Below are 11,796 nucleotides of genomic sequence, written 5' to 3'. Positions count from 1 at the left end.
TAATTTTAAATATTTTATTGTAAAAACAATGAAAACTCACCACTAGAAATTATATATTCTACTGGAGGATCTACTGTTGTATCCATCGTTGTATACTCAAATTCACCTTCAACTAAGCCTGTATCTTCATTATGCTCATTAATTATTAAAGTTCCTGAGTTTGCTAAAAGAGTAGATGACACACCTTGTTCATTAGAATAAAGCGCTAACACCTCTTCCCCTGTAATTAAAGTAGTACTTATTTCATAAGTACCTATTGTAATTGTAGAAGGTAGAATCAAACTAATACTTTTATTTGTTTCATTATCTTCTGAATGATAATTTATTCTAGTAATATTATTAAATATTGAAGTGTTTACTTCTGTATAGTTTGAAAAATAAGGCTCACCATTTACTTCGGCAATAATTATATTATTAAAATTTGTATTTGGTAAATAATCAATAGAAAAACTTCCTTCTGTTACTTGAACCACTGCAGGGTCAATTCCTAAGGGATCTGTTCCAGTAAAAGAAAATGTAGCTTCAATATCTCCTGTAAAAATATTTATATCTGTTATTGTTATAGTACCTGGATTTGAGGTTAAATTTTCACTAGCAGTCATTGTAGGATTGTACATACCTATTAATTGAGAACCATCAGATAAACTTAACATATCATAAGTTCCTTCTGTTAACGTCTCTGGAATATCAATTCTAAGTAAATCTCCAACATCATTTAAAGCCCTAATATTAATTACTACATCATCTCCTAAAAATTGTCTCTGCGCAGTAATAGAAATTGGCTCAAAATCTACCTCATCTACTTTAGCAAAAAACTCATTAGTTGAAAACCCTGTAGTGCCCTCAGTAGCGTCAGATATTGTAAATGGCACTCTATTAAAATTACCACAATTCACGACTAATTCTTCAATAATTTCATTACCACTAGCATCTAAAACAATTTCATTCGTAAATAGATCTCTTTTAAATCTCTTAGCTGTAAAACTAAAAGTACCAGAGGCATATTGCTCCACTAAGTTAAATTCTGTAAGCTCAGCAACTCCAAAACCTCCAGTGGGAATATAAGTTACATAAGGGTTATAAAAGTCATCTGGATTTTCAGGTCTATCTTGAAAAGAATAGTATCCAAAGTTTTCCAAATCTTCATGACTATTGTCGTTATTATCTGGCAGTCCAGTTTCATCATCAGTTAATAACTCATAAGTTGTACCTGCTGTTGGATTATTTAAATTTAATAGAAAAAACCCTAGTTCATCTGAATTAAATCCTGAAAGTGTTAAATGATTTGCATTTTCATGAATAACAAAAACTGCAGAATTATTTTGAACAAATTCAGATTCTGGATCTATTTCAGTTCGAAAGTCACTTCCTTCTATATCTGCTCTTAATTCAGTTTCACTCGCAATTCTAAATGAACAAATATCATCTACAAATTCACCTTCTAATGTTTCGTTATCACAGGATACTGCCGTTAGTAAAACAATAGCAATTAAAATTGTTTTAACAAAAAGATTCTTTTTCATATTTTCTTTTTAAATAATATATCTACAATTATTAATATATTCCTACAAACATACAATTTTTAATCAAATTCATAAAACATAGAAATTAATTTTATTCATCTTATAAAATAATAAAAGCTAACTATTTCGAGGCACTCTAAATAGTAAAAGTCCACCAATGATAAAGAATACAACTAAAAATAAAATTGAATTTCTCATACTGTCAGTTATATGATCTATTATACCATAAATTAACATTCCAAACACAATACCAACTTTTTCAGCTACATCATAAAAACTAAAGTACGATGTGGTGTCTTCTGTATCAGGCAAAAACTTTGAATAGGTTGAGCGTGAAAGGGCTTGAATACCTCCCATCACTAATCCAACTAAACTAGCTGTGATATAAAACTGCATTGGTGATGTAATAAAATAGGCGATAACACAAATGCTTGCCCATATTCCATTAATTACAATAAGTGTAGGAATATTTCCGTATTTTCTGGAGGAAAGTGAAGTTAAATAAGCTCCTAATATGGCTACCAATTGAATTAATAAAATACTTGTTATAAGCCCTATTGTTTTCTTATCCGAATCACCCCAATTAATTTCTTGTTCACCAAAATAAGTTGCCACTAACATTACTGTTTGAACAGCCATACTATACACAAAGAATGCGGCTAAATATCTTTTTAATGTTTTATTTTCTGAAAGTGAATTATAGACTCCTTTTAATTCTTTAAATCCATCAAATAAAACCCTGTAGGTAACTTTATTTTTCGATTTATTTCCTTTGGGTAAATGATAAAATGTATACTGACTAAAAATTATCCACCAAACCCCAACTGAAACAAATGAAAACTGCATTGCTTTCATACTACCTTCTCCTCCTTCGCCTAATCCATAAAATTCTGGTTTCATAACCATACTTAAATTAAACAACAATAAAATTACACTCCCAAGATAGCCTAAGGAAAAACCTTTAGCACTTAATTTATCTTGCTGTTCAGGGAATGCAACATCGGGTAAATACGAATTATAAAAAACCCAACTACTCCAAAAACCAACTAATGCCAGAAAATACAAAAGTAAACTAATGTGAATATTTTCTAAATTAAAAAAATACATACCCATACAAGACAATGCTCCTAAATAGCAAAAGAACTTCATGAATACTTTTTTATTACCTACATAATCTGCAACTCCAGAAAGAATAGGTATAAAAATAGATACCACAGTAAATGCAATTGCTGTGGTATAACTTATTAAGGGGGTGCTTCTTATTTCGCCTCCAAAAACAACAACTGTTTTTACATCAGCTGCACTAAATAAAGATTGGTAATACAAAGGGAAAATTGCCGATGCAATTACTAAACTATACACCGAATTTGCCCAATCATAAAATGCCCATGCATTTAATAACTTTTTACTTCCTTTTTGTAATTGCTCCATAAGTTTGTATAAAAAAAAGCTGCCTAAAAAGGCAGCTCCTAAAGTAATAAAATATTAATTAATATTATCTTTTAAAACTTGTTACTCCATATTTTCTTGCTTCAGCTTTAGCTTCTGCTGACCAACTTTTAATATTACTAATACGCGTATCGCTTGAAGGGTGTGTACTTAATATTTCAGCAGGAGCATTACCGCCAGCATTTTCCTTCATACGCACCCATAGTTCAGCTGCTTCAAGTGGTTCATAACCAGACATTGCCATTAAGGTAAGCCCAATTCTATCTGCTTCACTTTCATGACTTCTACTGAAAGGTAACATTACGCCTACAGAAGATCCTATCCCATAAGCATCATTAAATATCTGTTGATTTTTAGGATCCTTACTAAAAGCCACATTACCTGCAACAGCTCCTAAAACTTGTAATTGACCAGCACTCATTCTTTGCTGACCATGATTTGCTAATGCATGAGCTACTTCATGCCCCATTACTGCAGCAATTCCTGCTTCCCCTTGTGTTATTGGTAATATTCCTGTGTAAAACACTATTTTTCCTCCAGGCATACACCAAGCGTTTACAGCAGGATCTTCTACTAAGTTATATTCCCAAGCATAATCCTTTAAATATCCGGCATAACCATTTGCAGTTAAATATCTTTCGGCTGCAATGGATATTTTTTGACCTATTGCAGTAATCATTCTTGCATCTGAAGTGTTTTTCACCACCTTATTTTCAGACAAAAACTGTTCATATTGTTGAAATGCCATCGGTAATATTTGTGAGTTTGGCACAAGAGCTAAGGTCTTTTTTCCAGTAAATGGATTTGTACTACACGCAACTGCAAATAATACAATTGTAAAAATGGAAAGTACTTTTTTTAGTTTCATTGTAATGGTTTGTATTTAATAATTTAAATGTAATACTATAAATAATAATATATCTTACTATTGTTAAACAATTTCTATGCCATTGAAAAAAATGTTATTTTCATCGACGGAATGATTTTTTTTTCAACTTTGGAACGACTTTTGTAATTAAAAAATAAACAAAAAAAATATTATGAAAAAACTACTTTTATTTTTAGCAATCTCCTCAACATTCCTTTTCTCTTCTTGCGAAGGTGAAGATGGTCAAGACGGTATTAGCCTCTTAGGACAGGTATTTGAAACTACCGTAAACTTTCATGACAGTAATAACTATAGAGTTTCTGTTACTTTTCCATCTAGTATAGAGGTATTTGAATCAGATGTAGTTTTAGTCTACCTTTTAGAAGGAATAACCCCAAATGGCGGAGATGACATATGGAGTCAGTTGCCTCAAACTTATTTTAATATAAATGGTAATCCTGAAGACATATTACTTTATAGTTTCGATCATACATTTTTTGATGCTGAAATTTTCTTAGATGGAAATTTTGATTTATCATCGTTAGGAAATGAGTTTACAGACGACCAAACCTTCAGAATTGCAATAGTACCTGCTGAATTTGCGTCTACTAATTTAAGTATGGAGGATTTATTGCAAAACCTTGAAATAAATAGTTCTCAAATAGAGACTATTACAAATTAGTCAATATTACATTACATATATTGAGAGCGTGTATTTTTAATACACGCTCTTTTTTTTAAATAAATTGTACATTTATAACTTAGAAGATTAAACATGAGAAAAATAACCCTTTTACTACTAGCTATCATATTAATGAGCTGTAACACCGTTGCTCAAGATAAAAAAGAAAAAAAGGTATTTCCAATTACAAAAAATAAAGCTGAATGGAAATCAACACTTACTAAAGAACAATATAAAGTTTTAAGACAAGCAGCTACTGAAAGCCCATGGTCAAGTTCATTTAATAGCAATCACGAAGAAGGCGTTTATGTTTGTAGTGCTTGCGACACCCCTTTATTTAAAAGTGAACATAAATATGAAAGCGGTTCGGGTTGGCCTTCTTTTGATCGAGAAATTAAAGGTAACGTTGGGTTTGATATAGATTATAATCTTGGTTATGCTCGTACTGAAGAACATTGTGCAACTTGTGGCGGTCATTTAGGTCATGTATTTCAAGACGGTCCTAGAGAAACAACTGGAAAAAGACACTGTATCAATGGTGTCGCTTTAAAATTTATTCCGAAGAAAAAATGAATAACAAAAAATACCCTATCCAAAAGTCAGAAATAGAATGGAAAAATCAACTTGGAGAAGAGAAGTATAGCGTATTACGTAAAAAAGGTACCGAACGCCCATTCACTGGCACCTATAATCTTTTAGCTGAAGAAGGAACCTATACTTGTGGCGCCTGCAATATACCTTTGTTTGTAAGTAATTCAAAATTCGACAGCGGATGTGGATGGCCTTCATTTGATGAAGCAATAGAAGGTGCAGTCGAGTATATAAAAGATAAGACTTTAGGCATGATTCGCACAGAAATCCTTTGCTCTAATTGTGGCAGTCATTTAGGACATGTATTTCCTGACGGACCTACAGAAACTGGTCAACGCTATTGTATAAACTCAGTTTCATTAGATTTTGACAAAGAAAAATAAAATTAAAAATATAAATTAAACTTAAAGTACTTTTTTCTGTCCAACTATAAATTTAAATATTATAGTCATGAAAAAAAGTATTCTAATTAGAATTTTATGTTTTAGTTTCTTATTTAATTCTTGTGCTACTAGAGGAGTAACATCTATTCCATCTAGCAATGTAGTCATCATTAAAAAAGCCCCTAGAACTCACAAAGTAGTAAGAGTGAATGGTAACCGTTATTATGTTTGGAATGGTAAATACCATAGAAAAACAAAAAAAGGCTATGTTTTAGTGTACAGATAATATAAATAATACTCTTCGTAAAAAATCATCCTAATCTTCTTCATTACACTAACATTTCGTAATTTCGTTACTTGAAACAAAGTTTTTAAAATTAGAAAATGAGTAAATACGATATTATTGTTTTAGGAAGTGGACCAGGCGGATATGTTGCAGCTATTAGAGCTTCACAATTAGGCTTTAAGGTTGCTGTGATTGAAAAGGAAAGCCTTGGTGGTGTTTGTCTTAACTGGGGATGTATTCCTACAAAAGCACTTTTAAAAAGTGCTCAGGTTTTTGACTATTTAAAACATGCTGAAGATTATGGACTTACTTTAAAGGATCCAGATAAAGATTTTAATAAAGTAGTTGATAGAAGCCGTGGAGTTGCTGATGGAATGAGTAAAGGGGTTCAATTTTTAATGAAAAAAAATAAAATTGACGTTATCAATGGCTTTGGAAAATTAAAGCCTGGTAAGAAAATAGAAGTTGACGGTAAAGAATATGCTGCAGATCATATTATTATTTCAACTGGTGCTAGATCTAGAGAGCTTCCCAACTTAAAACAAGATGGAGAAAAAGTAATAGGGTATCGCGAAGCCATGACTTTAAAAAAACAACCAAAAAGCATGATTGTGGTTGGTAGTGGAGCGATTGGTGTAGAGTTTGCACATTTTTACAATGCCATGGGAACTGAGGTAACCATTGTTGAATACCTACCAAATCTAGTTCCTTTAGAAGATGAAGACGTATCTAAACAATTTGAACGTTCTTTCAAAAAAGCTGGAATTAAGGTAATGACAAATTCTTCCTTAGAGAAAGTAGATACTTCTGGAAAAACAATAAAAGCAACTGTTAAAACTAAAAAAAGAGAAGAAATTCTTGAAGCTGAGATTGTATTATCTGCAGTAGGTATTAAATCAAACCTTGAAAACATTGGATTAGAAGATGTAGGTATTGTGGTTGATAGAGATAAAATAGTAGTGAATGATTGGTACCAAACCAATATCCCTGGCTATTATGCTATTGGAGATGTTGTTCCTGGTCCTGCCCTAGCCCACGTTGCTTCTGCTGAAGGAATTACTTGTGTAGAGAAAATTAAAGGCATGCATGTTGAAGCTATTGACTATGGAAATATCCCAGGTTGTACCTATGCAACTCCTGAAATTGCATCTGTAGGAATGACTGAAAAGCAAGCAACAGAAGCTGGTTACGATCTTAAAGTTGGTAAATTTCCTTTTTCTGCTAGTGGAAAAGCAAGTGCTGCTGGAACTAAAGAAGGGTTTGTAAAAGTTATTTTTGATGCAAAATATGGCGAATGGTTAGGTTGCCATATGATTGGTGCAGGTGTTACCGATATGATTGCTGAAGCTGTTTTAGGTAGAAAATTGGAAACAACAGGTCATGAAGTATTAAAAACAATTCACCCTCATCCAACGATGAGTGAAGCTGTAATGGAAGCTGTTGCTGATGCTTATGGTGAAGTAATTCATTTATAAAATAAATTAGACCGTTTGCTAAGCAAACTTATAAATTATAGACTAAAAAGTCCAAGAATTATTCTTGGGCTTTTTTTATTTTATAAAACTTTGTAATGCTAATTCATAGCTTTTTAAACCAAATCCTAAAATAACGCCTTTAGCATTAGGTGAAATAAACGAAGTATGTCTAAACTCTTCTCTTGAAAATGTATTGGAAATATGCACTTCTACTACCGGAGTTGTTATCGCTTTTACTGCATCTCCAATCCCTATAGAAGTATGCGTATAAGCTGCAGCATTTAATATAATACCGTCGCAGTTAAACCCAACTTCTTGAATTTTATCTATGAGTTCTCCTTCAATATTCGACTGAAAGTGTGTAATTTCGATGGTAGGATACCTTTTTTGAATCGTATTTAAAAACGTATTGAATGATAAATCACCATAAATTTCTGTTTCTCTTTTTCCTAAGAGATTAATGTTAGGCCCGTTAATAATTATAATATTCATATTTCAAATATAAATATAAAAAAAGCGGAAGAGTTAAATCTTCCGCTTAATTATAATTTAAAAATAAAGGATTCCTAGTTTAGGTAAAAGTTAAATCCAATATTAACACCGAAAACGTCAAAGTCACCGTCTCCAGCATCTTCATTCATTCCCATTCCATAACGAAAACCTGGCTCAATACTTACATCATCAGATACGAACCAAGCATAAGCAGCTTGAAATCCTAACCATAATGGAGATACATCATTTCCAGAAGCTCCACTCACATCAATTCCAACAGGGAATTGACCTGCAATGTAATATTTACCTCCAAATTTCCAGTTAAACATACCATCAACTCCATCAGCTCCTGAATCGTTATAACCTAGACCAGCTTTAAGTGCTAAGTCATCCATAATAAAGTAACCAGCTTCAGCTCCTAATCCATAAGCAGTATTTCCATCTACTGATCGTAAAGAAAATCCAGTGTTTGATGTAGAAGATTCTCCAAATCCTGTGTTAACCTCAATTACCCAAGCACCTTGAGAGGTTGGGTCTCCTCCACCTTCTTCTTGTGCAAAAGATGTTGTCATTGCAAATACTGCAAACGCAGCAAAAAATAATAATTTTTTCATAATTAAATTGTTTTATTAATAATAGTCTCAAATTTAAAACTTTTTTTTAGAGTTTTTAGTAAGGCAACTACCTTATATTAACAATTAATTGTTAATAACTTGAAAGTCCGAAAATAAAAGAGCCCCCATTTACAGTAAGTAAATGGGGGCTTATATATACATATCAACAATTTACAGGAAAGAATACCCTACAGAAAGGTTAAAAACAGCATTTTTACTTCCACTATCTTTTGCAACATCTGTAAGTCCAAAATTATAACGTGCTGCTAATCTTAAACCCATTGGTAAATCATAACCAACACCTAATACTCCAGCTAAATCAAATGATTCAACATCTGCATCATTATCTTCTATGATAAATCCAAATTGAGGACCTGCTTGAACATTTAATCCTTGTACTATAAAATATCTAATTACAACTGGCACATTAACATAATCTAAATCAATATCACCTAGTGAAAATTTAGCTCCTTGTTGAGAATATAATATATCAGCTTGAATTCCTACTTTATCATTAAATTTTAAACCTCCAAACACACCTATCACAAATCCTGTTTTATTATCAAGACCAGAAACATCTGTTAATGTTGCAAAATTCGCTCCCCCTTTTATACCAAAATCTACACCTTGAGCAAATGCTGAAGAGGTAAGAAGAAGTGTAAATACTATTAAAACTAATTTTTTCATTTTATAAATTTTATTGTTTTTTGTTGCTGCAAATATAAACTAATTACAAGAATTGACCTTTTATTTTATATTAAGCTTTTATTTTATACCTAAAAAAAGTAATATAGCTGAATGAAATGGCAACAAGCGATTACCTTCTATCAAAACTACCTTAGAATAGAAAGAGGTCTGTCTAAAAATTCTATTTCAAATTATACGTTCGATATTAAAAAACTTCAGAAATGGCTTGAAAAAAATGGCATCAATGAATCTGCTATAATAATTTCAGAAACAACGCTTAAGGAATTTGTCTATTCCATAGCTAAGGAAGTTAATCCACGATCTCAAAGCAGAATAATTTCTGGTTTAAAAGGCTTTTTCAATTACCTAGTTTTTGAAGAATATAGAGTAACCAATCCCATGGAACTCATTGAAAGCCCTAAGTTAGGTAGAAAATTACCCGATGTTTTATCGTTAGAAGAAATTGACGCCATTAGCGCTTCTATAGATTTAAGTACTCCACAGGGTGAACGTAATAGAGCTATTATAGAAACTTTATATGGTTGTGGGTTGAGAGTTTCAGAATTAATACATTTAAAAATATCCGATTTATTTTTCGATGAAGGTTTTATAAAGGTTACAGGTAAAGGGAATAAACAACGATTTATTCCTATCGGTGATTTGACTATAAAATATATTACTATTTATAAAAATGAACTAAGGAATCATCAAGTAATTCAACCTTTAGCAAAGGATACACTTTTCTTAAATAGAAGAGGAAAAGGGCTTACTAGAGCTATGATTTTTCATATTGTAAAAGAGTTAGTACAAAAGAATGGTATTAAAAAGAACATTAGCCCGCATACTTTTAGACATTCTTTTGCCACACATTTATTAGAAAATGGAGCTGATTTAAGAGCAATTCAGCAAATGTTAGGTCATGAAAGCATTACAACTACTGAAATATACACACACATTGATACTACTCATTTAACTGAAATAATGAATCAATTTCATCCGAGAAAATCTACTTAGTTCTGGTATCTGATAGCTGGTAGCTGGTATCTAGTATCTGGTATCTGGTATCAAAAAACAATTCAACGGTTCAACAGTTCAATATAATACCTTCTAATTGTCTAACCGTCTATTTGTCTAATTATCTAGCTGTCTAACCACCTAGCTGTCTAGCAATCTATCTAGCTATATTTACCGCTCTCGTTTCTCTAATCACTGTAACTTTTACTTGACCGGGATAGGTCATTTCAGTTTGAATTTTTTGTGAAATACTAAATGATAATTCAGCTGCTTTATCATCACTAACTTTTTCGCTTTCCACCATCACACGAAGCTCTCTACCTGCCTGAATAGCATAAGCCTTCGTTACTCCACTAAATCCGAAAGCAACATCCTCAAGGTCTTTTAAACGTTGAATATATGAATCTAATACTTGTCTTCTTGCTCCAGGTCTTGCTCCGCTTATCGCATCACAAACTTGGACAATTGGTGACAACAGACTTGTCATTTCAATTTCATCGTGATGCGCTCCAATTGCATTACACACCTCTGATTTTTCACCATATTTTTCTGCCCATTGCATTCCTAATAAAGCATGTGGTAATTCAGTTTCTGTGTCTGGTACTTTTCCTATATCATGTAATAATCCTGCACGTTTAGCCAGCTTCGTATTAAGTCCCAATTCGGCAGCCATCACTCCACAAAGTTTTGAAACTTCTCTTGAGTGTTGCAATAAATTTTGTCCATAAGAAGAACGAAATTTCATACGACCTACAGCTTTAATTAATTCTGGATGTAATCCATGAATTCCTAAATCTATAACAGTACGTTTCCCTACATCAATAATTTCTTCTTCAATTTGTTTGGACGTTTTTTTAACAACTTCTTCTATTCTTGCAGGATGAATACGACCATCAGTTACTAATTTATGCAGTGATAATCGAGCAACTTCTCTACGCACAGAATCGAAACAAGATAATATAATTGCATCAGGAGTATCGTCAACAATAATTTCAACTCCAGTAGCAGCTTCAATGGCTCTAATATTTCTTCCTTCTCGACCGATAATTCTACCTTTTACATCGTCACTTTCAAGATTAAAAACAGACACACAATTATCAATTGATTCTTCAGTACCTATCCTTTGAATGGTATTAATTACAATCTTTCTAGCTTCCTGTTGTGCTGTTAATTTAGCTTCTTCCATTGAATTTTGGATGAATGCCATTGCATTGGTCTTCGTTTCATCTTTAATACTTTCAAGTAGTTGTTCTTTTGCATCTTCAGCAGAAAGACTAGAAATAACTTCTAACTGTTCTACTTGTCTTTTATGCATTTTATCAACTTCCTTTTGTTTCTTTTGAAAAAATAATAGACGTTCATCATAGTCTTTTGTTTTCTTTTCAACTTCATCGTTTAGCTTTTTATTTTTAGCTAATTCATTAGAAACTTGAGACTCTTTATCTCGCGTACGTTTTTCAGCATCGGATATTTTTTTATCTCTATTTAAGATAACTTTTTCGTGCTCAGATTTAAGTTCAATAAATTTTTCTTTTGCTTGAAGAATTTTATCTTTTTTAATTGATTCTGCATCTTTTACCGCATCCTTTGTTATAGTTGCTGCTCTCTTTTTAGCTGATTTTATAAGTTGAGAAGCATTACTTTTTTCGAGCAATTTTGCAAGTAAAAAACCTACTACAAGTGCTATAATTCCTACTATTATTGTTATTAACATGTTGTCCATTATCCAGTT

The 11,796-nt window shown here is 32.0% G+C and carries 13 protein-coding genes; 6 read left to right on the top strand and 7 right to left on the bottom strand.

Features of this window, described 5'->3' with window-relative positions:
• Positions 1-14: 14 nt before the first annotated feature.
• The 3 genes from ABXT64_RS10545 to ABXT64_RS10535 form a co-directional block, all read right to left on the bottom strand.
• Positions 15-1,523, bottom strand: coding sequence for a hypothetical protein (locus tag ABXT64_RS10545; protein ID WP_443632892.1), 1,509 nt, complete (start codon positions 1,521-1,523; stop codon positions 15-17).
• Positions 1,524-1,640: 117 nt separating this feature from the next.
• Positions 1,641-2,954, bottom strand: coding sequence for an MFS transporter (locus ABXT64_RS10540; RefSeq protein WP_443632891.1), 1,314 nt, complete (start codon positions 2,952-2,954; stop codon positions 1,641-1,643).
• Between the two features lie 64 nt (positions 2,955-3,018).
• Positions 3,019-3,840: a M48 family metallopeptidase gene (locus ABXT64_RS10535; RefSeq protein ID WP_443632890.1), complete on the bottom strand. Its 822-nt coding sequence runs from the start codon at positions 3,838-3,840 to the stop codon at positions 3,019-3,021.
• 172 nt (positions 3,841-4,012) lie between these two features.
• On the opposite strand from ABXT64_RS10535, the gene ABXT64_RS10530 reads away from it, so the two are divergent.
• The 5 genes from ABXT64_RS10530 (at position 4,013) to lpdA (ending at position 7,257) form a co-directional block, all read left to right on the top strand.
• On the top strand, positions 4,013-4,522 hold the full coding sequence (locus ABXT64_RS10530) for a hypothetical protein (protein WP_443632889.1): 510 nt from the start codon (positions 4,013-4,015) through the stop codon (positions 4,520-4,522).
• A 93-nt stretch (positions 4,523-4,615) separates the two neighbouring features.
• Positions 4,616-5,095 carry a peptide-methionine (R)-S-oxide reductase MsrB gene (gene msrB, locus ABXT64_RS10525; RefSeq protein ID WP_443632888.1) on the top strand — a complete coding sequence of 160 codons (480 nt, stop codon included), beginning with the start codon at positions 4,616-4,618 and terminating at the stop codon, positions 5,093-5,095.
• Positions 5,092-5,496 (top strand): peptide-methionine (R)-S-oxide reductase MsrB, encoded by a 405-nt coding sequence (msrB, locus tag ABXT64_RS10520; RefSeq protein WP_443632887.1) that lies wholly within the window; start codon positions 5,092-5,094, stop codon positions 5,494-5,496. The genes msrB (ABXT64_RS10525) and msrB (ABXT64_RS10520) overlap by 4 nt, the downstream gene beginning before the upstream one ends.
• A 67-nt stretch (positions 5,497-5,563) precedes the next feature.
• Positions 5,564-5,782: a DUF6515 family protein gene (locus ABXT64_RS10515; RefSeq protein ID WP_443632886.1), complete on the top strand. Its 219-nt coding sequence runs from the start codon at positions 5,564-5,566 to the stop codon at positions 5,780-5,782.
• Positions 5,783-5,880: 98 nt separating this feature from the next.
• Positions 5,881-7,257: a dihydrolipoyl dehydrogenase gene (gene lpdA / locus ABXT64_RS10510; protein ID WP_443632885.1), complete on the top strand. Its 1,377-nt coding sequence runs from the start codon at positions 5,881-5,883 to the stop codon at positions 7,255-7,257.
• 75 nt (positions 7,258-7,332) lie between these two features.
• Here lpdA and aroQ read toward each other — a convergent pair whose 3' ends face one another.
• The 3 genes from aroQ to ABXT64_RS10495 form a co-directional block, all read right to left on the bottom strand.
• The gene (aroQ, locus tag ABXT64_RS10505; protein ID WP_443632884.1) at positions 7,333-7,749 is read right to left on the bottom strand and encodes a type II 3-dehydroquinate dehydratase; all 417 of its coding nucleotides are present in this window, start codon (positions 7,747-7,749) and stop codon (positions 7,333-7,335) included.
• A gap of 74 nt (positions 7,750-7,823) precedes the next feature.
• Entirely contained in the window at positions 7,824-8,363 is a 540-nt protein-coding gene (locus ABXT64_RS10500; RefSeq protein ID WP_443632883.1) for a hypothetical protein, read from the bottom strand.
• A 171-nt stretch (positions 8,364-8,534) separates the two neighbouring features.
• Positions 8,535-9,050 carry a porin family protein gene (locus tag ABXT64_RS10495; RefSeq protein WP_443632882.1) on the bottom strand — a complete coding sequence of 172 codons (516 nt, stop codon included), beginning with the start codon at positions 9,048-9,050 and terminating at the stop codon, positions 8,535-8,537.
• A 111-nt stretch (positions 9,051-9,161) separates the two neighbouring features.
• On the opposite strand from ABXT64_RS10495, the gene xerD reads away from it, so the two are divergent.
• A complete protein-coding gene (xerD, locus tag ABXT64_RS10490) occupies positions 9,162-10,064 on the top strand; it encodes a site-specific tyrosine recombinase XerD (protein WP_443632881.1) in 903 nt (300 codons plus the stop codon).
• A 157-nt stretch (positions 10,065-10,221) separates the two neighbouring features.
• On the opposite strand, the gene rny is transcribed toward xerD, so the two are convergent.
• A complete protein-coding gene (gene rny, locus ABXT64_RS10485; RefSeq protein WP_443632880.1) occupies positions 10,222-11,787 on the bottom strand; it encodes a ribonuclease Y in 1,566 nt (521 codons plus the stop codon).
• Positions 11,788-11,796: the final 9 nt, after the last annotated feature.

It is taken from the genome of Candidatus Marifrigoribacter sp. Uisw_064 (assembly GCF_047730175.1).
In the GTDB taxonomy this organism is placed as follows: Bacteria; Bacteroidota; Bacteroidia; order Flavobacteriales; family Flavobacteriaceae; genus Marifrigoribacter.
Note: the sequence above shows the minus strand (reverse complement) of the source record. Positions and strands in the feature narration are given on the sequence as shown.

Excerpts from the sequence above, each read along its gene's own strand:
- lpdA (WP_443632885.1), top strand. The coding sequence starts at position 5,881 with ATGAGTAAATACGATATTATTGTTTTAGGAAGTGGACCAGGCGGATAT.
- ABXT64_RS10500 (WP_443632883.1), bottom strand. The coding sequence starts at position 8,363 with ATGAAAAAATTATTATTTTTTGCTGCGTTTGCAGTATTTGCAATGACA.
- ABXT64_RS10545 (WP_443632892.1), bottom strand. The coding sequence starts at position 1,523 with ATGAAAAAGAATCTTTTTGTTAAAACAATTTTAATTGCTATTGTTTTA.
- ABXT64_RS10515 (WP_443632886.1), top strand. The coding sequence starts at position 5,564 with ATGAAAAAAAGTATTCTAATTAGAATTTTATGTTTTAGTTTCTTATTT.
- xerD (WP_443632881.1), top strand. The coding sequence starts at position 9,162 with ATGAAATGGCAACAAGCGATTACCTTCTATCAAAACTACCTTAGAATA.
- aroQ (WP_443632884.1), bottom strand. The coding sequence starts at position 7,749 with ATGAATATTATAATTATTAACGGGCCTAACATTAATCTCTTAGGAAAA.
- ABXT64_RS10530 (WP_443632889.1), top strand. The coding sequence starts at position 4,013 with ATGAAAAAACTACTTTTATTTTTAGCAATCTCCTCAACATTCCTTTTC.
- ABXT64_RS10495 (WP_443632882.1), bottom strand. The coding sequence starts at position 9,050 with ATGAAAAAATTAGTTTTAATAGTATTTACACTTCTTCTTACCTCTTCA.
- ABXT64_RS10535 (WP_443632890.1), bottom strand. The coding sequence starts at position 3,840 with ATGAAACTAAAAAAAGTACTTTCCATTTTTACAATTGTATTATTTGCA.
- msrB (WP_443632887.1), top strand. The coding sequence starts at position 5,092 with ATGAATAACAAAAAATACCCTATCCAAAAGTCAGAAATAGAATGGAAA.
- ABXT64_RS10540 (WP_443632891.1), bottom strand. The coding sequence starts at position 2,954 with ATGGAGCAATTACAAAAAGGAAGTAAAAAGTTATTAAATGCATGGGCA.
- rny (WP_443632880.1), bottom strand. The coding sequence starts at position 11,787 with ATGGACAACATGTTAATAACAATAATAGTAGGAATTATAGCACTTGTA.
- msrB (WP_443632888.1), top strand. The coding sequence starts at position 4,616 with ATGAGAAAAATAACCCTTTTACTACTAGCTATCATATTAATGAGCTGT.